Source organism: Streptomyces sp. NPDC052036 (genome assembly GCF_040680495.1).
Taxonomy (GTDB): domain Bacteria; phylum Actinomycetota; class Actinomycetes; order Streptomycetales; family Streptomycetaceae; genus Streptomyces.
The window spans coordinates 85,290-108,605 of record NZ_JBFAWW010000004.1 but is presented as its reverse complement, the minus strand read 5'-3'; the positions used below and the strand labels follow the sequence as shown (position 1 = coordinate 108,605).

The 23,316-nt window shown below is 71.3% G+C and carries 21 protein-coding genes and 1 tRNA gene; 11 read left to right on the top strand and 11 right to left on the bottom strand.

Annotated elements, in window-relative coordinates; all coding sequences use genetic code 11:
- The first annotated feature begins 4 nt into the window (after nt 1-4).
- Nucleotides 5-916, top strand: coding sequence for an ABC transporter ATP-binding protein (locus AB0L95_RS08760; protein ID WP_365159038.1), 912 nt, complete (start codon nt 5-7; stop codon nt 914-916).
- Nucleotides 913-1,629, top strand: a complete 717-nt coding sequence (locus AB0L95_RS08755; RefSeq protein ID WP_365159035.1) for an ABC transporter ATP-binding protein — start codon at nt 913-915, stop codon at nt 1,627-1,629. The genes AB0L95_RS08760 and AB0L95_RS08755 overlap by 4 nt, the downstream gene beginning before the upstream one ends.
- Before the next feature lie 79 nt (nt 1,630-1,708).
- Here AB0L95_RS08755 and AB0L95_RS08750 read toward each other — a convergent pair whose 3' ends face one another.
- Nucleotides 1,709-2,359, bottom strand: a complete 651-nt coding sequence (locus AB0L95_RS08750; protein WP_365159032.1) for a response regulator — start codon at nt 2,357-2,359, stop codon at nt 1,709-1,711.
- Between the two features lie 103 nt (nt 2,360-2,462).
- Between AB0L95_RS08750 and AB0L95_RS08745 the strand changes: the two genes are divergently transcribed.
- Both AB0L95_RS08745 and AB0L95_RS08740 read left to right on the top strand, forming a co-directional pair.
- Nucleotides 2,463-2,536 (top strand) — tRNA-Leu (locus AB0L95_RS08745).
- A gap of 420 nt (nt 2,537-2,956) precedes the next feature.
- Nucleotides 2,957-3,229 carry a hypothetical protein gene (locus AB0L95_RS08740; protein WP_365159030.1) on the top strand — a complete coding sequence of 91 codons (273 nt, stop codon included), beginning with the start codon at nt 2,957-2,959 and terminating at the stop codon, nt 3,227-3,229.
- 53 nt (nt 3,230-3,282) lie between these two features.
- Here the strand turns inward: AB0L95_RS08740 and pyk are convergent, their stop codons facing one another.
- Entirely contained in the window at nt 3,283-4,719 is a 1,437-nt protein-coding gene (pyk, locus tag AB0L95_RS08735) for a pyruvate kinase (RefSeq protein ID WP_365159027.1), read from the bottom strand.
- Between the two features lie 199 nt (nt 4,720-4,918).
- Nucleotides 4,919-5,635, bottom strand: coding sequence for an SIMPL domain-containing protein (locus AB0L95_RS08730; protein ID WP_365159024.1), 717 nt, complete (start codon nt 5,633-5,635; stop codon nt 4,919-4,921).
- Nucleotides 5,636-5,775: 140 nt separating this feature from the next.
- On the opposite strand from AB0L95_RS08730, the gene AB0L95_RS08725 reads away from it, so the two are divergent.
- A complete protein-coding gene (locus AB0L95_RS08725; protein WP_365159021.1) occupies nt 5,776-7,581 on the top strand; it encodes a 5'-nucleotidase C-terminal domain-containing protein in 1,806 nt (601 codons plus the stop codon).
- Nucleotides 7,582-7,716: 135 nt separating this feature from the next.
- Here AB0L95_RS08725 and AB0L95_RS08720 read toward each other — a convergent pair whose 3' ends face one another.
- The 6 genes from AB0L95_RS08720 to AB0L95_RS08695 form a co-directional block, all read right to left on the bottom strand.
- The gene (locus AB0L95_RS08720; protein WP_365159018.1) at nt 7,717-9,126 is read right to left on the bottom strand and encodes a SidA/IucD/PvdA family monooxygenase; all 1,410 of its coding nucleotides are present in this window, start codon (nt 9,124-9,126) and stop codon (nt 7,717-7,719) included.
- Nucleotides 9,123-10,487: an aminotransferase class V-fold PLP-dependent enzyme gene (locus tag AB0L95_RS08715; protein WP_365159015.1), complete on the bottom strand. Its 1,365-nt coding sequence runs from the start codon at nt 10,485-10,487 to the stop codon at nt 9,123-9,125. Before AB0L95_RS08715 ends, AB0L95_RS08720 begins: the two co-directional genes overlap by 4 nt.
- A gap of 212 nt (nt 10,488-10,699) precedes the next feature.
- On the bottom strand, nt 10,700-13,210 hold the full coding sequence (pepN, locus tag AB0L95_RS08710) for an aminopeptidase N (protein ID WP_365159013.1): 2,511 nt from the start codon (nt 13,208-13,210) through the stop codon (nt 10,700-10,702).
- A gap of 132 nt (nt 13,211-13,342) precedes the next feature.
- The gene (locus tag AB0L95_RS08705) at nt 13,343-13,900 is read right to left on the bottom strand and encodes a response regulator (protein WP_365159010.1); all 558 of its coding nucleotides are present in this window, start codon (nt 13,898-13,900) and stop codon (nt 13,343-13,345) included.
- A 253-nt stretch (nt 13,901-14,153) separates the two neighbouring features.
- On the bottom strand, nt 14,154-14,504 hold the full coding sequence (locus AB0L95_RS08700; RefSeq protein WP_365159007.1) for a chorismate mutase: 351 nt from the start codon (nt 14,502-14,504) through the stop codon (nt 14,154-14,156).
- 239 nt (nt 14,505-14,743) lie between these two features.
- Nucleotides 14,744-15,523 (bottom strand): serine protease, encoded by a 780-nt coding sequence (locus AB0L95_RS08695; protein ID WP_365159005.1) that lies wholly within the window; start codon nt 15,521-15,523, stop codon nt 14,744-14,746.
- A 230-nt stretch (nt 15,524-15,753) separates the two neighbouring features.
- On the opposite strand from AB0L95_RS08695, the gene AB0L95_RS08690 reads away from it, so the two are divergent.
- Both AB0L95_RS08690 and AB0L95_RS08685 read left to right on the top strand, forming a co-directional pair.
- Nucleotides 15,754-16,650, top strand: coding sequence for a hypothetical protein (locus AB0L95_RS08690; protein WP_365159002.1), 897 nt, complete (start codon nt 15,754-15,756; stop codon nt 16,648-16,650).
- Nucleotides 16,651-16,757: 107 nt separating this feature from the next.
- Nucleotides 16,758-17,501 (top strand): ankyrin repeat domain-containing protein, encoded by a 744-nt coding sequence (locus tag AB0L95_RS08685; RefSeq protein WP_365158999.1) that lies wholly within the window; start codon nt 16,758-16,760, stop codon nt 17,499-17,501.
- A 79-nt stretch (nt 17,502-17,580) separates the two neighbouring features.
- Here the strand turns inward: AB0L95_RS08685 and AB0L95_RS08680 are convergent, their stop codons facing one another.
- Both AB0L95_RS08680 and AB0L95_RS08675 read right to left on the bottom strand, forming a co-directional pair.
- Nucleotides 17,581-18,486, bottom strand: a complete 906-nt coding sequence (locus tag AB0L95_RS08680) for an SDR family oxidoreductase (RefSeq protein WP_365158996.1) — start codon at nt 18,484-18,486, stop codon at nt 17,581-17,583.
- Between the two features lie 224 nt (nt 18,487-18,710).
- Entirely contained in the window at nt 18,711-19,508 is a 798-nt protein-coding gene (locus tag AB0L95_RS08675) for an SDR family oxidoreductase (RefSeq protein ID WP_365159621.1), read from the bottom strand.
- 107 nt (nt 19,509-19,615) lie between these two features.
- Between AB0L95_RS08675 and AB0L95_RS08670 the strand changes: the two genes are divergently transcribed.
- The 4 genes from AB0L95_RS08670 to AB0L95_RS08655 are packed head-to-tail and all read left to right on the top strand — an operon-like array spanning nt 19,616 to nt 23,129.
- Nucleotides 19,616-20,359, top strand: a complete 744-nt coding sequence (locus AB0L95_RS08670; RefSeq protein WP_365158993.1) for an enoyl-CoA hydratase family protein — start codon at nt 19,616-19,618, stop codon at nt 20,357-20,359.
- Nucleotides 20,360-21,316 (top strand): CoA-transferase, encoded by a 957-nt coding sequence (locus AB0L95_RS08665; RefSeq protein WP_365158990.1) that lies wholly within the window; start codon nt 20,360-20,362, stop codon nt 21,314-21,316. It begins immediately after the preceding gene.
- A complete protein-coding gene (locus AB0L95_RS08660) occupies nt 21,313-22,068 on the top strand; it encodes a CoA-transferase (RefSeq protein WP_365158987.1) in 756 nt (251 codons plus the stop codon). Before AB0L95_RS08665 ends, AB0L95_RS08660 begins: the two co-directional genes overlap by 4 nt.
- The gene (locus AB0L95_RS08655; protein WP_365158983.1) at nt 22,068-23,129 is read left to right on the top strand and encodes a nitronate monooxygenase; all 1,062 of its coding nucleotides are present in this window, start codon (nt 22,068-22,070) and stop codon (nt 23,127-23,129) included. The genes AB0L95_RS08660 and AB0L95_RS08655 overlap by 1 nt, the downstream gene beginning before the upstream one ends.
- Nucleotides 23,130-23,316 lie beyond the last annotated feature (187 nt).

Below are 23,316 nucleotides of genomic sequence, written 5' to 3'. Positions count from 1 at the left end.
CACCATGACCACCGACACCACCACCCAGGACGCCACCCCGGGCGCCACCGCCCCCGGCGAGGTCGTGCTCGACGCACGCGGCGTCACCATGCGCTTCGGCGGCCTCACCGCCGTACGAAGCGTCGACCTCACCGTCAACAGCGGCGAGATCGTCGGCCTCATCGGCCCCAACGGCGCCGGCAAGACCACCTTCTTCAACTGCCTCACGGGCCTGTACGTCCCCACCGAGGGCGAGGTCCGCTACCGGGGCAACGTCCTGCCGCCCAAGTCCTTCAAGGTCACCGCCGCCGGCATCGCCCGCACCTTCCAGAACATCCGTCTCTTCTCCAACATGACGGTCCTGGAGAACGTGCTGGTCGGCCGGCACACCCGCACCAAAGAGGGCTTCTGGTCCGCCGTGCTGCGCGGACCCGGCTTCCACCGGGCGGAGGCCGCCTCCCGCGAACGCGCCATGGAACTCCTGGAGTTCGTCGGCCTCGCCGGCAAGGCCGAACACCTCGCCCGCAACCTCCCCTACGGCGAACAGCGCAAGCTCGAGATCGCCCGCGCCCTCGCCAGCGAGCCGGGCCTGCTGCTCCTCGACGAGCCCACCGCCGGCATGAACCCGCAGGAGACCCGGGCCACCGAGGAACTCGTCTTCGCGATCCGCGACAAGGGCATCGCCGTCCTCGTCATCGAGCACGACATGCGCTTCATCTTCAACCTCTGCGACCGCGTCGCCGTCCTCGTCCAGGGCGAGAAGCTCGTCGAGGGCGACAGCGCGACCGTCCAGGGCGACGAGCGTGTCATCGCCGCCTACCTCGGCGAGCCCTTCGAGAACGCCCCCGGCGACGAGGAGGCCGCCGAGGTGGAGGCTGCCGAGGCGCAGGCCGAGGCCCAGACGGATGCCGCGCCCGGCAAGGAGAACGACCGATGACCGCACTGCTCGAAGTCGAGGACCTCCGGGTCGCCTACGGCAAGATCGAAGCCGTCAAGGGCATCTCCTTCAAGGTCGACGCCGGCGAGGTCGTCACCCTCATCGGTACCAACGGCGCCGGCAAGACCACCACCCTGCGCACGCTCTCCGGCCTGCTCAAGCCGGTCGGCGGCCAGATCAGGTTCAACGGAAGATCGCTCAAGAAGGTCCCCGCCCATCAGGTGGTCTCCCTGGGGCTCGCCCACTCCCCCGAGGGGCGGCACATCTTCCCCCGGATGGCCATCGAGGACAATCTGCGGCTCGGGGCGTTCCTGCGCAGCGACAAGCCCGGCATCGAGAAGGACATCCAGCGGGCCTACGACCTCTTCCCCATCCTCGGGGAACGCAGGAAGCAGGCCGCGGGCACCCTCTCCGGCGGCGAGCAGCAGATGCTGGCGATGGGCCGGGCCCTGATGTCCCAGCCGAAGCTGCTCATGCTCGACGAACCGTCGATGGGCCTCTCCCCCATCATGATGCAGAAGATCATGGCGACCATCGCCGAGCTGAAGTCCCAGGGCACGACGATCCTCCTGGTCGAGCAGAACGCCCAGGCGGCGCTGTCGCTCGCCGACCACGGTCATGTCATGGAGGTCGGGAACATCGTGCTCTCCGGCACCGGGCAGGACCTGCTGCACGACGAGTCGGTGCGCAAGGCGTACCTCGGCGAGGACTGACCGCAGGCCCGGACCGATACGGCGAGGCCCGCACCCCTCCTCAGGGGGTGCGGGCCTCGCCGTATGCAGTACGCGTCGTTCAGCCCTTGGAGGTCTTCTTCTCCTGGGCGTCCTGGATGACGGCCTCGGCGACCTGCTGCATCGACATCCGGCGGTCCATGGAGGTCTTCTGGATCCAGCGGAAGGCGGCGGGCTCGGTCAGCCCGTACTCCGTCTGGAGGATCGACTTCGCGCGGTCCACCAGCTTGCGGGTCTCCAGCCGCTGAGTGAGGTCCGCGACCTCCTTCTCCAGCGTCTTCAGCTCGTTGAACCGCGAGACGGCCATCTCGATCGCCGGCACGACGTCGCTCTTGCTGAACGGCTTGACGAGGTACGCCATGGCACCGGCGTCGCGCGCACGCTCGACGAGGTCGCGCTGCGAGAAGGCGGTCAGCATCAACACCGGGGCGATGCGCTCCTCGGCGATCTTCTCGGCCGCCGAGATGCCGTCGAGCTTCGGCATCTTCACATCGAGGATGACCAGGTCGGGCCGGTGCTCACGGGCCAGCTCCACGGCCTGCTCGCCGTCACCGGCCTCCCCGACGACGTCGTAGCCCTCTTCCTCGAGCATCTCTTTGAGGTCGAGCCGGATGAGCGCCTCGTCCTCCGCGATGACAACACGGGTCGTCATCGGGGGCACGTGCGACTTGTCGTCGTCGGCAACGGGCTGGGGCGACTCGGGGGCGGTCACTCGGGCTCCTTGTTCCAGGGCAGGCAATTACTGCTCCCAGAAGCCTACCTAGCTACGGTATGGTGGACAGGCAGCGGGTCGGGGTCAACCTTCGATTCGTTGGGCCCCGGTAGCCCAATCGGCAGAGGCAGTGCTCTCAAACAGCATACGGTGTGGGTTCGAATCCCACCCGGGGCACTTTTCTTAAGATTCCAAGGTCACTATCCAGAGGTGGACGTTCTCGTTCTCGTGAACGTCCACCTTTTGCTGCACACAGAGATGACCGGTCACACAGAGTGGACCCATGTACGACATGGGCACACGCGAGCTTTGGTGACTGAGGGACGCAGTCTGAACTCTGTCAGCAAGGCGACGGGGATTTCCCGGTATGCGATCCGCTCTTGGCGGACGCGCAGCGAAGCCGGCCCCCGCGCGGGCAATCCCTGCCCCAGGTGTCAGGACGTCCCGGGTTCACCGGAAACCCCTGCGACATACGCCTCCCTTCTCGGCCTCTATCTCGGCGACGGCTGCATCAGTCCTCACCGCAGAGACGTCTACCTCCTGCGCGTCGTCCTGGACAGGGCCTGGCCGGGCATCATCGACGCATGTGAGGAAGCGATGCGTGCCGTGCGCCCGTCGAACAGCGTCTTCCGTGTCGGGAGACAGGGTTGCGTAGCGGTCAGCTGCTCCAGCAAGCACTGGCCCTGCCTCTTCCCTCAGCACGGCCCCGGCAAGAAGCACGAGTGCCGGATCGTCCTGGAGTCCTGGCAGCGGGACATCGTCGATGCCCACCCCTGGGAGTTCATCCGCGGTCTCATCCACTCCGACGGCTGCCGCACCATCAAAGCCTCCGTCGCCCTCCTCGACGCCCACGTCGGCCTCAAGTTTTGACGATATGCGCAAAGGGCCCCATCAAAAAGAGGGGCCCTTCGTGTGCGCGCCGCTCATCTCGGGCCGTCGTCCTCCCCGATGTGGTGGACCCGGACCATGTTCGTCGAGCCCGACACTCCGGGCGGGGAGCCCGCCGTGATCACCACGGTGTCGCCCCGCTCGCAGCGGCCGTACTTCAGCAGCAGCTCGTCGACCTGCTCGACCATCGCGTCCGTGGAGTCGACGTGCGGCCCCAGGAAGGTCTCCACGCCCCAGGTGAGGTTCAGTTGGGAGCGCGTGGCCGGCTCGGGGGTGAAGGCGAGGAGCGGGATCGGGGAGCGGTAGCGGGACAGCCGGCGGGCGGTGTCGCCCGACTGGGTGAAGGCGACCAGGAACTTCGCACCGAGGAAGTCGCCGATCTCCGCCGCGGCGCGGGCGACGGCGCCACCCTGGGTGCGCGGCTTGCTGTTCTCGGTCAGCGGCGGCAGCCCCTTGGCGAGGATGTCCTCCTCGGCCGCCTCGACGATGCGGGCCATCGTCCGGACCGTCTCGATGGGGTGGTTGCCGATGCTGGTCTCGCCGGAGAGCATCACCGCGTCGGTGCCGTCGATGACGGCGTTCGCGACGTCCGAGGCCTCGGCGCGCGTGGGGCGCGAGTTCTCGATCATCGAGTCGAGCATCTGGGTGGCGACGATGACGGGCTTGGCGTTGCGCTTGGCGAGCTTGATCGCACGCTTCTGGACGATGGGCACCTGTTCGAGCGGCATCTCGACGCCCAGGTCGCCGCGGGCCACCATGATGCCGTCGAAGGCCGCCACGATCTCGTCGATGTTCTCGACGGCCTGCGGTTTCTCCACCTTGGCGATGACGGGGAGGCGGCGGCCCTCTTCCTCCATGATGCGGTGGACGTCCTTGGCGTCCCGGCCGCTGCGGACGAAGGAGAGCGCGATGACGTCGAAGCCGGTGCGCAGGGCCCAGCGCAGGTCGTCCTCGTCCTTCTTGGAGAGCGCGGGGACGGAGACGGCGACGCCGGGCAGGTTCAGCCCCTTGTGGTCCGAGACCATGCCGCCCTCGACGACGGTCGTGCGGACCCGGGGGCCGTCGACGGAGGTGACCTCCAGGCACACCTTGCCGTCGTCGACGAGGACGCGTTCTCCGGGGGTGACGTCGGAGGCGAGACCGGCGTAGGTGGTTCCGCAGGTCTGGCGGTCTCCTTCGACGCCTTCCTCCACGGTGATGGTGAAGGTGTCCCCGCGTTCAAGGAGTACGGGTCCTTCGGCGAATCGACCGAGTCTGATCTTCGGGCCCTGAAGGTCGGCGAGGATTCCGACGCTGCGGCCGGTCTCGTCGGAAGCCTTGCGTACGCGCTGGTAGCGCTCCTCGTGGTCGGCGTAACTGCCGTGGCTGAGGTTGAAGCGGGCGATGTCCATTCCGGCCTCGACCAGTGCCTTGATCTGGTCGTACGAGTCGGTGGCGGGCCCCAATGTACAAACGATCTTCGCTCGGCGCATGCTTCGAGCGTATGCCTTACCGGCGGGTAGAGAATTCGTTGCGCGTGACTACTCAACAACCTTTGCGTGAAGCCTTATTGACAAGTGTTGAATTGTGCGGTGGCGCGCTCCGATGAGCATCCCGGAGCGAAATACGGATGGTTTTCCCTCGCGCCTCGTATTTCGATGATCCCCGTGATGCCGGGTGGCTGCCGGGTGGTCACAGTCGCGGCGGCGCCATGATGAATCGCGCGTCGATCCGGGCGTGGACATGTTGCCGCCGGGGTTCGAGAGCGAGGGCGGCGCCCCCGTCCCCGAGGTCCGTGCCGTCGAGGGCGGTCCGGCGCGCGGACCGGGCCGCGTAGGCGGGCCGCTCGGCGTTCTCCGCGCCGATGTCGGCGAGTTCGACGAGGGCCGTGAGGGTGGTGCCGAGGGCGTCGGCGTATGCGCGGGCGCGTCGCACCGCGTCGTGCACGGCTTGCCGGCGGGCTTCGCCGTGGGCGGGTGAGTCGGGGTGGAGGTCCCACCAGGGGCCGTCCACCTGGGTGAGTTCGAGGGCGGCCAGACGGGTGGTCAGTTCGCCGAGCGCCGTGAAGTCGGTCAGCTCGGCGGTGATGTGGACGCGGCCGTGGTAGGCGTGGACGCGTTCGCCGTGGCCGCCCTCGGTCAGTTCGGGGCTGAGGGTGAAGTGCCCGGTCTCCAGCCGCCGGACGGTGTCGGAGCAGGTCCGGACGAGGTCGAGGGCCGTGGTGTTGCGCCGGGTGAGGTCGTCAAGGGTGGTGTGGCGGTCCGTGCCGCGTGCGCCGACGGTGATGCCGAGGCGGGCGATGTCGGGGTCGACCTCGAGATGCGCCTCGCCGCGGACGGCGAGGCGGGGGGCGTCCGGGGTGCCGTAGGGGACGGGGGCCGGCTGGGGTTCCACGGGGGTGGAGGTCATGCGCCCCACTCTGTCACCGGTGGCCTGACGTGGCGCCATGTAGCGGTCACCGGATCGAGACCTCCGGGGTCTGTTTCGGCTGGCCATGAACGGGTCAAAATCTACGCGCGTCGTTGACCATGTGCCGAGGAGTGCAAGAGATGCCGTTGAATCGCCGGAAGTTCCTGAAGAGATCCGCTATGACCGGGGCGGGAGCGGCGCTGGCCGGCGCCGCGGCGGCTCCGGCGGCCCAGGCGTCGCCCGCGGCCTCGGCGAGGAAGGGCCCGAAGCGGTACGCGCTGACGGTGATGGGGACGACGGATCTGCACGGTCACGTCTTCAACTGGGACTACTTCAAGGACGCGGAGTACACGGACACCGCGCGTAACGCGATGGGCCTGGCCCGGATCTCCACCTTGGTGAACCAGGTCAGGAAGGAGAAGGGCCACTGCAACACGCTGCTGCTGGACGCGGGTGACACGATCCAGGGCACTCCGCTGACGTACTACTACGCGAGGGTCGACCCGATCACGGCCAAGGGCGGCCCGGTGCACCCGATGGCGCAGGCGATGAACGCGATCGGGTACGACGCGGTGGCGCTCGGGAACCACGAGTTCAACTACGGCATCGAGACGTTGCGGAAGTTCGAGTCGCAGTGTCACTTCCCGCTGCTCGGCGCGAACGCGCTGGACGCGAGGACGCAGCGCCCGGCGTTCCCGCCGTACTTCATCAAGCGGTTCCGGGTGCCGGGCGCCCCGCCGGTGAAGGTCGCGGTGCTCGGTCTGACCAACCCGGGCATCGCGATCTGGGACAAGGCGTATGTGCAGGGGAAGCTGACCTTCCCGGGGCTGGAGGAGCAGGCGGCGAAGTGGGTGCCGAAGCTCAGGTCGATGGGCGCGGACGTGGTGGTGGTGTCGGCGCACTCCGGTGCCTCCGGGACGTCGTCGTACGGTGACCAGCTGCCGTACGTCGAGAACGCGGCCGCCGATGTGGCCCGGCGGGTGCCGGGCATCGACGCGATCCTGGTGGGCCACGCGCACGTGGAGATCCCGGAGTTGAAGGTCGTCAACGAGCGCACGGGGAAGGCGGTCGTGCTGTCCGAGCCGCTGTGCTACGGGGAGCGGCTCACCCTCTTCGACATCGAGCTGGTCTTCGAGAAGGGTAGGTGGCAGGTCGAGTCCGTCGCCGCCTCCCTGCGCAACGCGGGCACGGTCGCCGACGACCCGAAGATCACCACGCTGCTGTCCGACGAGCACGCGGCCGTGGTGAAGTACGTCAACCAGGTGGTCGGCCGGGCGACGGACACACTGACGACGGTGGTGGCGCGTTACCAGGACGCTCCGATCATCGACCTGATCGCCAAGGTGCAGGAGGACGTCGTCAGGGCGGCGCTGGCGGGCACGGAGTACGCGTCGCTGCCGGTGATCGCGCAGGCGTCGCCGTTCTCGCGCACCTCGCAGATCCCGGCGGGCGAGGTGACGATCCGGGATCTGTCGAGCCTGTACGTCTACGACAACACGCTGGTGGCGAAGCTGATGACGGGTGCGCAGATCCGGGCGTACCTGGAGTACTCGGCGGAGTACTTCGTGCAGACGGCCGCGGACGCTGCGGTCGACGTGGAGAAGCTGACCAACGCCGGCGGCCGTCCGGACTACAACTATGACTATGTGTCGGGGCTGCGCTACGACATCGACATCGCGCAGGCGGCGGGGTCCCGCATCAAGAACCTGACCTACGGCGGTGCCCCGCTGGACGACGACCGGCAGTTCGTGCTCGCGGTGAACAACTACCGTGCCAACGGCGGCGGCGCCTTCCCGTATGTGGCCTCGGCCAAGGAGTTGTGGTCCGAGTCGACCGAGATCCGGACCCGGATCGCGGAGTGGGTGACCGCGAAGGGTGTGCTGGACCCGAAGGACTTCGCGTCGGTGGACTGGCGGCTCACGCGGGGCGGCACGTCGGTCTTCTGAGGTTCGGGACTGTTCGGGTCCGCGGAGCGGGACGGATCGGCGGCGTCGGCGCGGTGGTTGCGTGTCGGCGCCGCCGGCGTTCGGGGGGTGTGGGAGGCGGGCCGGGTTCGCCGGCACCCGCGGCTTCCGGTCCGCCTACCGTCCCTCGGCGAGCGGGGTGAGGCCTCGGGCCGCGGGGACGGACGGCCTCGAAGCGGGGTGGCGCAGTCCGAAGGTGGTGAAGGCGGTGCGCCGGGGCAGCGGGTAGGGCTCCTTGCCGGTGAGGGAGTTGAGGATGGTGGCGCTGCGCCAGGCGGCGAGGCCGAGGTCCGGGGTGCCGACGCCATGGGTGTGGAGTTCGGCGTTCTGGACGTAGAGGCGGCCGGTGACCGCGGGGGCGAGGAGCATGCGGAACTGGTCGTCGATGTGAGGCCGTTCGTTGTTGTCGCGGCACAGGTGGGGGGCGAGTCCGGCGAGGATGCGGTCCAGGGGGCGTTCGCGGTAGCCCGTGGCGAGCACGACGGCGTCGGTGGTGAGGCGGGAGCGGGCGTTCTGCTGGGGGTGTTCCAGGTGCAGCTCGATCGTGCCGGTGGGAAGGCGTTGCGCGGTGCGGACATGGACGCCTGGGGTGAGGACGGCGTCGGGCCAGCCACCGTGCAGGGTGCGGCGGTACAGCTCGTCGTGGATGGCTGCGCTGGTGCCGGCGTCGATGCCCTTGTGGAGCTGCCACTGGGTGGAGACGAGGTGGTCCCGCACGGGTTCGGCGAGGGCGTGGAAGTAGCGCGTGTAGTCGGGCGTGAAGTGTTCGAGGCCCAGCTTGGAGTACTCCATGGGGGCGAACGCCTCGGTGCGGGCGAGCCAGTGGATCCTCTCGCACCCGACGGGCCGGTGGCGCAGCAGGTCGAGGAAGATCTCGGCGCCCGACTGGCCCGCGCCGACGACGGTGATGTGGCCGGCGGTGAGGAACTGCTCGCGGTGGCGCAGGTAGTCGGCGGCGTGGATGACGGGGACACCGGGTGTGTCGACGAGGGGGCCCAGCGGCTGGGGGACGTGCGGTTCGGTGCCGACGCCCAGGACGACGGCGCGCGCCCGGGTGCGGCCGAGGGCCTCGTCCTCGCCGTCCGGGCCTAGGCGGGTGAAGTCGATCTCGAAGAGCTCGTACTCCGGGTCCCAGCGGACGCTGTCGACCCGGTGGCCGAAGTGGAGTCCGGGGAGGTGGCCGGCGACCCAGCGGCAGTAGGCGTCGTACTCGGCGCGCTGGATGTGGAAGCGCTCGGCGAAATAGAAGGGGAAGAGGCGGTCGAGGCTCTTGAGGTAGTTGAGGAAGGACCAGGGGCTGGCGGGGTCGGCGAGGGTCACCAGGTCGGCGAGGAAGGGGACCTGGAGGGTGGCGCCGTCGATGAGGAGGCCGGGGTGCCAGTCGAAGCCGGGGCGCTGTTCGTAGAAGGCGGTATCGAGTTCGGCGAGGGGGTGGGCGAGGGCGGCGAGGGAGAGGTTGAACGGGCCGATGCCGATGCCGACCAGGTCGCGGGGGGCCTGGGGGTCGTGGTGCGGGAGGTGGATCATCGGGGCGTGCTTCCTTCCACCAGGTTCAGGAGCGCGGCCAGGTCGCCGGGCCGGGTGTGGGGGTTGAGGAGGGTGGCCTTGAGCCAGAGGCGGCCGTCGAACCGGGCGCGGCCGAGGACGGCGCGGCCGTCGTGGAGAAGGATGCGGCGGACGGCGGCGACGGTGTCGTCGCGGGCTCCGGCGGGCCGGAACAGGACGGTGCTGATGGTGGGCGGGGCGTACAGCTCGAAGGCGGGGTGTGCCGAGATGAGCTGTGCGAGGTCCTGTGCGCGGGTGCAGACGTGGTCGACGAGGGCGCCGAGTCCGTTGCGGCCGAGGGTCTTGAGGGTGACGGCGATCTTGAGGATGTCGGGGCGCCGGGTGGTGCGCAGGGAGCGTCCGAGGAGGTCGGGCAGGCCGGCTTCGGTGTCGTCGTCGGCGTTGAGGTAGTCCGCGCGGTGGCGCAGGGCCCGCAGGTCGTGCGGGTCGTGGACGGCGAGGAGGCCGGCGGCGACCGGCTGCCAGCCGAGTTTGTGCAGGTCGAGGGTGACCGTGTGGGCGCGGTCCAGGCCGGTGAGCTTCGGGCGGTGGCGGTCGCTGAAGAGGAGTCCGCCCCCGTACGCGGCGTCGATGTGGAGGCGGGCGCCGTGGGCGGCGCAGACGTCCGCGATGGCGGGCAGGGGGTCGATGAGTCCGGCGTCGGTGGTGCCGGCGGTGGCGGCCACGAGGACGGGTCCGCGCGGATGGGGCAGGCCGGTGAGGGCCGCGGCGAGGGCGGTGGGGTCGAGGGTGCCGCGCGGGGTGGGGAGGACGACGGGTTCGGGCAGGCCGAGGAGCCAGGCGGCGCGGGTCAGGGAGTGGTGGGCGGCTGTTCCGCAGACGAGACGGACCGTGCCGTGGGCTTCGCGGGCCAGGAGGAGGGCGAGTTGGTTGGACTCGGTGCCGCCGGTGGTGACGAGGGCGGTGGCCGCGCCGGCCTCCTGGGCGAGGGCCGCGGTGACCAGGGACTCCAGTTCGGAGGCCGCCGGGGCCTGGTCCCAGGAGTCGAGGGAGGGGTTCAGGGCGGAGGCGGCGAGGTCGGCGGCGGTGGCGACGGCGAGGGGCGGGCAGTGCAGATGGGCGGCGCAGTGGGGGTCGGCGGGGTCGGCGGCGCCCTCGGCGAAGGCGCGTACGAGGGTGTGGACGGCGTCCGGGTCGCCCGTGTGCGGCAGTACGTCGCCGACGGCGTCGCGGACCCGTGCGGCGACCGCAGCGGGACCGCCCGCGGGCAGCGGCCCGCCACGCAGCCGTACGCCTTCGTGGAGGGCGTCGAGGACGGTGGCGAGCAACGGCCCGAGGGCGCTGGGGCCTTCGGGGCCTGAGGCGAGGGGTGGCAAGCTCATGGGACGTCCTCCGGGCATGGGGCGGGGGAATCAGGCCTGCATGCGAGGGAGTTCGCCCGCTCGCAGAGGACAACGATCCGGCCGGGAGGGGGTATCGCCGTGAGCGGGAAACGTCGGGTTGAGGTGCCGCGGGGTGGTGCCGGGTGGGGCGCGAGGCGGGTGTGCTCGGGCCGGCCGGCGCCCGGTGAGGGGCGCCGGCCAACCGATGCGGACTACGCCTCGCGGACGCGCAACGCGCGTGCCAGGTCGTCGAGTTCGTCGACGAGCCTGCGGTGCAGGGACGGGACGAGGTCCTTCTTGCGCAGGCACTTCTCGCCTCGGCGGAGGGTGTCCGCGTCGATGGCGTAGCGGGGGAAGGCCCAGCGGCCCGCGGCAACGGCGATGGCAGGGCCGCGACGGGCGGCGAGGGCGGGTGCGTCGGTCCAGTAGCGGTCGACGTACTCGGCGACGAGGTCGGCCTGTTCGGGCTGCCAGAAGCCCTTGGCGGTGGCCGTGAAGAGGTAGTTGGACAGATCGCTCTGCTCATCGGTCGTGAACATCGCGTCCCAGGCGCGCCGTTTGGCCTCGGGGTCGGGCCGGGCGGCGCGGCAGTGGGCGGCGCCTTCCTGGCCGGTGGCGCTGGGGTCGCGCGCCAGTTCGCCGTCGATGGTGGCCTCGTCGACGGCGCCGAGGACGGCGAGGCGCCCCAGGATGCGCCAGCGCAGCTCGGGGTCGAGTTCGGGTCCGCCGGGCACCGTGCCGTCGGCGAGCCAGGCGGCGATGGTGTCGGGATGGGCGGCGGCGTCGATGAAGTGGCGTACGGCGATCAGCCGCAGCCCGGGGTGGGAGCCGTCCTCGGTGCGGCGGATGAGGTCGCGGCACAGGCGGGTGAGGGCGGCGACGGCAGCGGGCCGCTCCTCGGGGGGCAGGTAGCGGTCGGCGACCTGGGCGGAGGCGAAGGCGAGGACTCCTTCGGCGAGGGCCAGGTCGGTTTCCTGCGGGAGGTGGGTGCGGGCGGTGTCCAGGTAGGCGGTGGCGGGGAGACGGCCGTCGCGTACGGCGTCGCGCAGGGCGTTCCACACGACCGCGCGGCTCAGCGGCTCGGGCAGGGCCGACAGGGCGCTCTGGACGGTCTGGAAGGAGTCGGGGTCGAAGCGGACCTTGGCGTAGGTCAGGTCGTTGTCGTTGAGCAGGAGCAGGGCGGGGCGTTTGCCGAGGGGCTGCGGCGCGGTCTGCGGGATGTCCAGCTCGATGCGTTCGCGCAGGGTGAGGGCCCCGTCGTCGGCGAGGTCCTGGTCGTAGAGGCCGACGGCGATGCGGTGGGGGCGGCTGCCGTCGCGGTCGACGGTGAGGGAGCAGGTGCCGTCGTCGGCCTGGGTGAGGCGCGGGGTGAGGGTGTCGACGCCGGTGGTGCGCAGCCAGGACTCGGCCCAGGCGTGCACGTCCCGTTCGGTGGCGGCGGCCAGGGAGTCGACGAAGTCGGCGAGCGTGGCATTGCCGAAGCGGTGGCGGGCGAAGTGGGTGTTGATACCGGCGAGGAAGTCCTTCTCGCCGAGCCAGGCCACCAGCTGCCGCAGCGCGGAGGCGCCCTTGGCGTAGGAGATGCCGTCGAAGTTGAGGAGCGCGGAGGCGGTGTCGTCGACCGCGTCGGGGGCCACCGGGTGGGTGGAGGGGCGCTGGTCGGCCTCGTATCCCCAGGCCTTGCGGGCGACGCCGAAGTCGGTCCAGGTGTCGGTGAAGCGGGTGGCTTCGGTGAGGGTCTGGTAGCCCATGTACTCGGCGAAGGACTCGTTCAGCCAGATGTCGTCCCACCAGCGCAGGGTGACGAGGTCGCCGAACCACATGTGGGCCATCTCGTGGGCGATGACCATGGCGCGGGTCTGGCGCTGGGCGTCGGTGACGGCGGAGCGGTAGACGAACTCGTCGCGGAAGGTGACGAGGCCGGGGTTCTCCATGGCTCCGGCGTTGAACTCGGGGACGAACGCCTGGTCGTAGGAGTCGAAGGGGTAGGGCTCCTCGAACTTCTCGTGGTAGCGGTCGAAGCACTGGCGGGTTATGTCGAGGAGCTCGTCCGCGTCGGCGTCGAGGTACGGCGCGAGGGAGCGGCGGCAGTGGATGCCGAAGGGCAGTCCGCGGTGCTCGGTGCGCACGGAGTGCCAGGGGCCGGCGGCGACGGCGACCAGGTAGGTGGAGATGAGGGGGGTCTCGGCGGCGCGCCAGATGCCGTCGCCCGCGTGGGTGGCGATGCCGTTGGCCAGGACGTTCCAGCCTTCGGGGGCCTTGACGGTCACGTCGAAGACGGCCTTGAGGTCGGGCTGGTCGAAGGCGGCGAAGACCCGCTGGATGTCGTCCAGGAACAGCTGGGTGTAGGTGTAGGTCTCGCCGTCGGTGGGGTCGGTGAAGCGGTGCATGCCCTCGCCGGTGTGCGAGTAGCGCATGGCGGTGTTGATACGCAGCTCGTGCTCGCCCGGCGCGAGGCCCCTGAGCGGCAGCCGGTTCTCGACGAGGGTCTTCGGGTCGAGGGGGTGTCCGTCCAGCGTGGCGGAGCGCAGCTCGGCGGGCTTGAGCTCGACGAAGGTGTCCGCCGCCGGCCCGTCGCCGCGCACCGTGAAGCGGATGACGGTACGGGAGTCGAAGGTCTCGTCGCCGCAGGTCAGATCGAGTTCGATCGCGTAGCGGTGGACGTCGAGGAGCCGGGCACGGGTCTGCGCTTCGTCGCGCGTCAGTACGGACATGAGGGACATGCTGCCTGATGCCGCCGACAGCGCACAGAGGCGGTCCGGTACGCGTCCTTTGTTCGCCCCCGGCACCACCTGCTTGCGTCCCTCGTACGGCGCGCACGCCCCCTCCTCGGCGTGCCGCGCGCCTCGCGCCGCCTATGCGTGCCTCTCGTGGCGGGCCGCGGTGATCTCGGGGGACGGGTCGGCCAAGGCGTCCTCGCGCTGGCCCGGCACATGTGCGTCCGGGTGGGGAAGGGCGCGGCTGGGGGGCGCGCCGGACGCCTTGAGCCGGGCGCGCAGGGCGCGCACCTCCTGTTCGAGGGCCTGGGAGCGCTGGTGGGCGCCGTAGAGGTAGCGGACCTTGGTGCGCAGGGCCCAGGGGTCGACGGGTTTCAGCAGCAGGTCGGCGACGCCGAGGCCGAAGGCGGCGGAGGTGAGTTCGGCGTCGGTGCCGAAGCCGGTGAGCAGGACGACCGGAATGTGCTGGGTCTGCTCCACGCGCCGCATGTACCGCACCACGTCGAGTCCGCTCACCCTGGGCATGCGCACATCGAGGAGGAGAAGGCCCACCTGGCCGCGCAGGACCTCCTTGAGCGCATCGTCGCCGCTGGTCGCGCAGGTCAGCCGGTAGCCCAGCGGGGCCAGTGCGCTCTCCAGGGCGTAGAGCGTGTCCTCGTGGTCGTCGACGATGAGAATCCTCGCATCAGACGGCATGGCCCGACGTCCCCTCGTTTGGGCAACCAGCTTATGCCCGATCCGTCCTACCGTGTGTTCCTTTGACCTGACAAAGAGTCACTCGGCCGAACGGGCGACCGGACGTCCGGAGGGCCTGCACGGGCGGGTGGGCGCGGGAGGCCCGACGGTGCGGGAGCCGGGTCGGCGCGGGGAGAGCCGCCCACGCGCGTGGGAACTCGCTCGGCGCAGGAAGAGCCGCCCACGCGCGGGAGGCCTCATCGGCGTCCGGCGGTCACTTCCCCGCTGTGTCGGCGGTGGACGTGGCGTCGTCGGCGATGCGTTCGTGGTGGCGGATGACCTCCGCGATGATGAAGTTGAGTAGCTTCTCGGCGAAGGCGGGGTCGAGCTTGGCGCTCTCGGCGAGCCGGCGGAGCCGGGCGATCTGGGCGGCCTCGCGAGCCGGGTCGGCGGGCGGCAGCTGATGCGCGGCCTTGAGGTGGCCGACCTGCTGGGTGCACTTGAAGCGTTCGGCGAGCATATGGACGACGGCGGCGTCGATGTTGTCGATGCTGTCGCGAAGCCGGTCGAGTTCGGCACGGACGGCCGGGTCGACATCGCCGGTGGCGGTGTTGCGGGTGGTCATGGGCGTCCACCCTACGGGGCGCGCGGGCGCCCTCCCATTCCTGTCCGGACTGCGGATCGTCTCCTCGGGGCCGCCGGAACTCCGCCGCCCGCGCGTGCACCGCGGTGCACGCGCGCGTGGGAGCCGTCCGGGGGCCTGCACGGCCGGAGAGCGGCGGTCCGCGGGAGGGCCCCCGCGGCACGGCGCGGGCCGCGGGCGCCCTCTTCAGGGAGTGCGTTATGTCATATGCCTGTCCTCCGCTAGAGGCCGGCGGCAGCCCGCGCTATGTCCGCCGCGAACGTCGAGACCTCGCTGTAGACGCCGGGGTAGCCGGCCCGGGCGCAGCCCTCGCCCCAGCTGACGATGCCGACCTGGAGGTACGCGCCCGTGGCGTCCTTGCGGAACATGGGCCCGCCGGAGTCGCCCTGGCAGGTGTCGACGCCGCCCTGCGGGAACCCGGCGCAGATCTCGTCGCCGGGCACCAGATCGTTGCCGTACGCCCGCTGACAGGTGGCGTCGTCGACGAAGGGGACCTGCGCCTTGAGCAGATAGCGCTGCTGGCCTGCGCCCTCGCGCGCCGCGCCCCAGCCGGCGACGGTGAAGTCGCCGTTGTTGTACGCGGTGCCGGTGGCGATCGGCAGCGTGGGCAGGTCGACGGCCCGGGCGAGCTTGATCAGCGCCCAGTCCTTGCCCTTGCCGTTGTAGCCCGGGGCCTGGAGCACCTTGGCCGACTTCACCTTGATCGCGCTGCTGCTCTGCAGGTCCACTACGCCGGCGGTCGCGGTGATGGAGGTGTTGGTGCCGGATCCGTTCACGCAGTGCGCGGCGGTCAGGACGATGTTCTTGGCGTAGAGGGCCCCGCCGCAGCCCATGGAGAGCCGCACCATGAACGGGAACTCCCCCTGGGCGGCGCGTGTCCCGCCGACGACGGGCCGGGGAGCCGCCTGCGCCGACAGGGGCTGGAGCGAGAGGGCTGCGAGCGCGACCGCGACGGCCGCGAGGCCTCTCCTGAGGATGCCGGTCTTCTTCAGAAGCTTCACCGTGCTTCCTTTCGTGGGGGGTTGATCGCCCGGCGGCAGCCCGCGACTATCATTTATGACATGCTCCCGCCAAGCCTTTACGGATTATTGAGAGAACCGGGCGGGGCGGCAAGAACCGCTTCCGGCCAGCTCGCGTACGCCGCGACGGCCGTCCGCCCGCGCGCGCCCCACAGCCGACAGGAAGCGCGCCTACAGTGGAGGCAGAGCTGGCGTCTTCAGGGGGTGCGGACGTGGCGAACGGCGGACCGGTGGAGCACGGCTATCCGCATCTGGACACGGTGCGGGCGGCCGTCACCGCGCTGTACAAGCGGCTCTCGTACGACACCGTCCGCACCTTCGCGACCAGCGTGGCCCCCGCCGATGTGGCCTTCTCCGACCAGGACGACCTGCATCTGGGCGCGCAGCGCGTGGCGCACGAGATGGTGCGCCACTACGGGCTGCCGGACGCCCGGATGATCGTCAGCTTCCGCGAGATGACCCACGCGGCGCATGTCGAACTCGCCGCCGGTCCCGAGTACTTCGTGGAGCTGAACGACCGCTTCCGCACCCACCGCCGGGACATCGGCGCGGCCCTCGCGCACGAGGTGATGCATGTGTATCTGCACCGCCTCGACCTGTCCTTTCCCGGCACGCGCGACAACGAGATCCTCACCGACACGGCGGCGACCTACCTGGGCGCGGGCTGGCTGCTCCTCGACGCCTTCCGCGAGGACGGCGCGTCGTCGCAGAAGCTCGGCTATCTCACCCCGGAGGAGTTCGGCTACGTCCTCGCCAAGCGCGCGCTGCTGTTCGGCGAGGACCCCGCGATCTGGTTCACCAGCCCGCAGGCGTACACGGCGTACACCAAGGGCCTGGCCCAGGCCCGCCGCGACGAGCAGCAGCCCCCGTTGACGGCGGCCGGCTGGGCGGGCCGCCGCCGCTATGCCAGGGACCGCCGGCACGCCCAGGACCACTCCGCGCCCGGCTCACATCCCGGCGTGCCCTACTCCTTCACCTCGGACGGCCGTGGCCCGCTGGGCGTCTGCTTCCCCTGCCCGACCTGCCACCAGCGGATCCGAGTGCCCGTGCGGGGTCGGGTGCGGGCCCGCTGCGGGCTGTGCCGGACCGTGCTGGAGTGCGACACCTGACCTGAGGCCCGGCCGCTGCCGCAGGGGACGGGGAAGCACCGCGGAGGTGGCACAGAACACCCGAAATGCCTTTGCCCGCGGGCCCCTTGGCGAGCGAGGGTCGAGGCATGAACACGCACCAACCGCCCGGACTGTTCGCGCCGGTGTACGCAGGGGACGAGAACGCGGTCCTACGGCTGCTGCGCTCGGGCGCCGATCCCGAGTCGGTGGACGCCGACGGCCAGACCCCCCTGTACCTGGCGGCGGTGAGCGACGCACCGGGAATCGTACGGCTGCTGCTGGCGGCGGGCGCCGACCCCGACCGCCTCAGCTCGGGCGCCGACGCGCCGCTGTGCGGGGCCGCCTGCGGGGGCCACGTTGAGGCCGTAGGGGCGCTGCTGGCCGCCGGGGCCGCGCCGGACCTGCGGGAGGAGTACGGATTCCGGGCGCTGACCTGGGCGGTGCATGGCGGACACACCGCAGTCGTACGGGCGCTGCTGGCGGCGGGCGCGGACCCGGACCTGCCCGGTCCCGGCGGCGATCCCCCGCTGGTGGCGGCCGCCCGGCGCGGCTCTCCTGGCTGCGTAGGGGAGTTGCTGGCGCACGGGGCACGGGCGCGGCAGGAGGCCCTGGCCGAGGCCCGGCGGTGGCTGACGCTGGACGTCGAGGAGGAACTCCGCGCGGGCCTGGAGGAGGCGTACGGACCCGGGTACGAGTACGTCACCAGCCGCCGGGAGGACGAGCCCGGCACGATGACCGTGGAGGTGGCGCTCCTGCGCGACGGCCGGCCGGCGGCGGGCAACAACCGTCAGACGGGGCACCGCGCGATAGTGGCGCTGCTGGAGGGGGATCCCGGCCCGCTCAGGGGTTAGCCGACCCGACCCGGCCTGGCCAGGGGGTAGCCGCCGCGACCCGGCCCGCCACTCCCTCCCGTACACGGCCCGGGCAGCTCTACTCCGCCCCGTACACCGCCCCCGGGGGCTCGGCCCGGGCCAGCAGTCTCCGGGCCGCCTCCCCGGTCTCGGCCGGTGTCCGCCGCGCCCCCGCGTCGGCGGTCGGGCCCGGCCGCCATCCCTCCATCACGGTGATCCGTCCCCCCTCGGCCTCGAAGACTCGGCCCGTGACACCGGCGCTCGCGGCGCAGCCGAGCCAGACGACCAAGGGCGAGACGTTCTCCGGGGCCATCGCGTCGAAGCCCGAGGCGGGGGCACTCATCGTCTCGGCGAATGTACGCTCGGTCATCCTTGTGCGTGCGGCGGGCGCGAGGGCGTTGACCTGTACGCCGTAGCGTCCGAGTTCCGCCGCCGCGACCAGGGTCAGGGCGACGATCCCGGCCTTGGCGGCGCTGTAGTTCCCCTGCCCGACCGAGCCCAGCAGCCCCGCGCCGCTGCTGGTGTTGACGACCCGGGCACACGGCACGCGCCCTGCCTTCGCCTCGGCCCGCCAGTGCGCCGCGGCGTGCCTCAGCGCCAGGAAGTGACCCTTGAGATGGACGCGCAGTACGGCGTCCCAGTCGTCCTCGTCGAGGTTCACCAGCATCCGGTCCCGCAGGAAACCGGCGTTGTTGACGAGGGTGTCGAGGCGTCCGTACGCCTCCAGGGCGGTCGCCACCAGGGAGGCCGACCCGGCGCCGGTCGCGATGTCGCCGCCGTGCGCGACCGCCTGGCCGCCGGCCGCGCGGATCTCCTCGACGACCCGCCCGGCCGGGCTGGCACCGGGGGCGCCGTCGAGGCCGACCCCGAGGTCGTTGACGACGACTCTCGCACCCTCGGCGGCGAACGCGAGGGCGTGCGCACGGCCCAGACCACGGCCCGCCCCGGTGACGATCACCACCCGGCCGTCGGCGATACCCGTCACGTCGTACCCCCTTCTTTTTCTGCACTTTCTCCGCCGCCCTCGTTCCTTGAGGGGCCGTGGCGAGTGCGAGTGACTCGTGGTGATGGATCGACTTGTCTCTATGTCGCTTCTACCGTCCGTTCCGTCCGTTCCGTCCGTTCCATCTGTGCCGCCTGTTCCGTCTGTTCCGTCCGCGCCGCCTGTTCCGTCCATGTCGTCGCAGCCTGCCGTCTCGATCCGCTGTCTCAACCTGGCGCCCCAAGTCCCCTGTTGACCGTCGCAGCGTCCAGGAACGCGGGCCGCTCTCCTCCCCCGTGCACGAGCAGGCTGGCGCCGGTGATGTACGCGGCGGCGTCCGAGGCGAGGAAGACTGCGGCCTCGCCGATGTCGGACGGCTCGGCTAGTCGTCCGAGCGGGACGGTCCGGGAGACGGCCGCGACACCATCCTCGTCGCCGTAGTGGAGATGGGACAGCTCGGTGCGGACCATGCCTACGACGAGGGTGTTGACCCGCACCTGCGGAGCCCACTCCACGGCCATGGAGCGGGCCAGGTTCTCAAGGCCTGCCTTGGCCGCGCCGTACGCGGCGGTGCCCGGTGAAGGGCGGCCCCCGCTCACGCTGCCGATCATGACGATCGATCCCCGCGCACGCCTGAGGTGGGGGTACGCGGCGAGGGAGACGGTCAGCGGTGCGACGAGGTTGAGTTCGAGGACCCGGACGTGCCGTTCGGGTCCGACGTCGGTGAGGAGCCGGTAGGGGGCGCCACCCGCGTTGTTGACCAGCACGTCGAGGCGGGGCAGCGCGTCGAAGAACTGCCGTACGGCGGCAGGGTCGCGAACGTCCAGCCGGGCGAACCGGCTTCCCGGCAGGAGGGTTTCGGGTGGCCGGCGGGCGCACACCAGCACATCGGCCCCGGCCGCGACGAACGACCGGGTGATCCCCGCCCCGACGCCGCGCGTGCCGCCGGTGACGACGGCGACCCTGCCCCGCAGGCTCGCGCCGGTCGCGCTGTTCGTACCAGCTGTACCGGTCTCACCGGTCATACCGGCCGTGCCGTCCGAGTTGTCCACAGGGCCTCCCGGCGGAATCCGATGGCTGCTAGCTTCGAGGCACCTAACAAATGTTTGGTGGAAAGGTAGCTGATGCGCCCATGGGTGTCTCCACCTCGTGCCCGGAAAAAGGGGTCGCCGTCGTCACGGTCGACTTCCCGCCGGTGAACGCAGTGCCGGTGACCGGCTGGTTCTCCCTGGCCGACGCGGTGCGGTCGGCTGGCCGCGACCCCCAGGTCCGCTGTGTCGTGCTGGCCGCGGAGGGACGCGGTTTCAACGCGGGTGTGGACATCAAGGAGATACGGGCGCAGGGCGGCCCCGCGCTGATCGGGGCCAACCGCGGATGCTCCGCTGCGTTCGCCGCGGTGTACGAGTGCGAGGTGCCGGTCGTGGCGGCGGTGCAGGGGTTCTGCCTGGGCGGCGGGATAGGACTCGCGGGCAACGCGGACGCCATCGTGGCGAGTGAGGACGCCGTCTTCGGGCTGCCCGAACTGGAGCGGGGTGCGCTGGGCGCGGCCACGCATCTGGCCCGCCTGGTGCCCCCGCATCTGATGCGCACCCTGTACTACACCTCGCGCACGGTGACGGCGGCCCAGCTGCGGGCGCACGGTTCGGTGTGGCGGGTCGTGCCACGGGACGGCCTGCGTGCCGCCGCGCTGGAACTGGCCCGTGAGATCGCCGCCAAGGACGGAGAGCTGCTGCGGCTCGCCAAGGAGGCCATCAACGGCATCGACCCGGTGGACGTACGCCGCAGCTACCGCTTCGAGCAGGGCTTCACCTTCGAGGCTCAGACCGGCGGCGTCGCCGACCGGGTCCGGAACGCCTTCGGGAAGGAGGGCACCTAGATGAGGGACAAGACGATGACCGCGGACGAGGTCGTCTCCCGGCTGGAGAGCGGCATGACCCTGGGCATCGGCGGCTGGGGCTCGCGCCGCAAGCCGATGGCCCTGGTGCGGGCGCTGCTCCGCTCCCGGATCACCGATCTCACGGTCGTCTCCTACGGCGGCCCGGACGTCGGCATGCTCGCCGCCGCGGGACGGATCCGCAGACTGGTCGCCGCGTTCGCGACCCTCGACTCGATCCCGCTCGAACCGCACTACCGCGCGGCGCGTGAGGGCGGCGCACTGGAGTTGGTGGAGGTCGACGAGGCGATGTTCATGTGGGGGCTGCACGCGGCGGCGAACCGGCTGCCGTTCCTGCCGGTGCGGGCGGGCGTCGGCTCGGACGTGCTGCGGGTCAACCCCGGGCTGCGGACGGTCACTTCGCCGTACGGGGACGGGTGGCTGTTCGGCGAGCAGCCGACCGGCGCGTCCGGCGGGCCGGAGCACGCCATCAGGGAAGCCGCTGGGGAGGCCACCGGCGCGGGCATGCGGGAGCCGGACGGCGGCGAGGAGTTCGTCGCCATGCCGGCGCTGCGACTGGACGCCGCCCTGGTCCATGTCAACCGCGCCGACCGGCTGGGCAACGGCCAGTATCTGGGCCCGGACCCGTACTTCGATGATCTGTTCTGCGAGGCGGCCGACGCGGCCTATGTCTCGTGCGAGCGGATCGTGGACACGGCGGAGCTGACGAAGGAGGCCGCACCGCAGACCCTGCTGATCAAACGGCACACCGTGACCGGTGTGGTCGAGGCCCCCCATGGCGCGCACTTCACGTCCTGCGCGCCCGACCACGAACGGGACGAGGCCTTTCAGCGGCACTACGCGACCACCGCTTGGCCCGAGTTCGCCGACCGGTTCCTCACCGGCGACGAACACGCCTACCAGTCGGCGGTACGGGCCTGGCACCGGGAGCGGTCATGAACGCGGTCACCCGCGCCGAGTACTGCGTCATCGCCTGCGCCGAGGCCTGGCACGGTGCGGGCGAGATCCTCGCGAGTCCCATGGGTGCCGTCCCCTCCGTCGGGGCGCGGCTCGCCCGGGGCACCTTCTCGCCGGAGCTGCTGCTCACCGACGGTGAGGCGATGCTCGTGGGCGCCGACGGGACGGTGGAGGGCTGGCTGCCGTACCGGCAGCATCTGGCGCTGGTCACCGGCGGCCGACGGCATGTGATGATGGGCGCCGCCCAGATCGACCGCTTCGGAAACCAGAACATCTCGTGCATCGGGGACTGGGCGAGGCCTCGCCGACAGCTGCTGGGGATGCGCGGGGCACCGGTCAACACCCTCAACAACCCGACCAGTTACTGGATAGCGAGGCACTCCCGGCGGGTGTTCGTGGAGCGGGTCGACCTGGTCTGCGGCGTGGGGTACGACCGCGCGGCTCGCTCGCCCGCCACGGCCCGCTTCCATGACATCCGGCGTGTGGTCTCCGACCTCGGCGTCTTCGACTTCGCCACCCCGGACCGCTCGATGCGGCTGGCCTCGCTGCACCCGGGAGTGACGGTGGAGGAGGCGCGCACGGCGACGGGTTTCGAGCTGACGGTGCCGGACGAGGTACCCCGCACGCGGGAACCGACGCCCGAGGAGCTGCGGTTGATCCGTGAAGTGATCGATCCGGAGGGGATACGGGAGCGGGAGGTCCCGGATCGCGTTGCCGAGGGCGGGGGGCGCTGATGGACACGGCGCTCACCCGGCTGGTGGGGGTGCGGCATCCGGTGGTCCAGACGGGGATGGGCTGGGTGGCGGGGCCACGTCTGGTCTCCGCCACGGCTAGCGCGGGAGCGCTGGGAATCCTGGCGTCCGCAACCATGACGGCCGACCGGTTGCGGGAGGCGATACGGGAGGTGAGGGAGCGGACGGACGCGCCGTTCGGGGTGAATCTGCGCGCGGACGCCGGGGACGCGGGCGCCCGGGTGCGGATCCTCATCGAGGAGGGCGTGCGGGTGGCGTCCTTCGCACTGGCGCCGTCCCGGGAGCTGATCGCCGAGCTGAAGGCGGCGGGGGTGGTCGTGATCCCGTCAGTGGGTGCCCGGCGGCATGCGGAGAAGGTGGCCGCCTGGGGTGCGGACGCGGTCGTCGTACAGGGCGGCGAGGGCGGCGGTCACACCGGCGAGGTGGCGACGAGCGTGCTGCTGCCGCAGGTGGTGGACGCCGTGGACATCCCGGTGGTGGCGGCGGGCGGCTTCCACGACGGGCGCGGCCTGGTCGCGGCGCTGGCGTACGGAGCGGCGGGGGTCGCGATGGGCACCCGGTTCCTGCTGACCTCGGACTCGACGGTCCCGGACGCGGTGAAGGCGCGATATCTGGCGGCGGCGGTGCAGGACATCACGGTGACGAGGGCCGTGGACGGCCTGCCGCACCGTATGCTCCGCACCCCGTTCGTCGAGTCGCTGGAGCGCGCGGGCCGGGCCCGGGCGCTGGCACGCGCGGGGCGCCGGGCGGCGCGCTTCCGGAAGCTGTCGGGGCTGACATGGACGGACATGGTCCGCGACGGCCTCGCCCTGAGACACGGCAGGCATCTGGCCTGGAGTCAGGTCCTGCTGGCCGCGAACACGCCGATGCTGCTGAAGGCCGCGATGGTGGACGGACGCACGGACCTGGGAGTGATGGCGTCGGGGCAGGTCGCCGGGGTGATCGACGATCTGCCGTCGTGCGCCGAGCTGGTGGACCGGATCATGAGTGAGGCAGAGGAGGCGCTGAAGACCTTGACGCGGTGCGACGCTCCCGGCCACTGACGGCCCGGGGAGGAGGGGGTGGGGGCAGGGGGAGGGGGGCGGGGCGGGGGAGGTTGTCGAGCCGGGCGGGGGCGGTGTCTGACCCACGGCTCCCCCATCCGCCGTCCGCCACCCGCCACCCGCCGCCCGCCGCCCGGCCGGGCTGCTCCCACCGGTCGGCCGCTCGGAGGCAGTCGGGCCGTCGGCC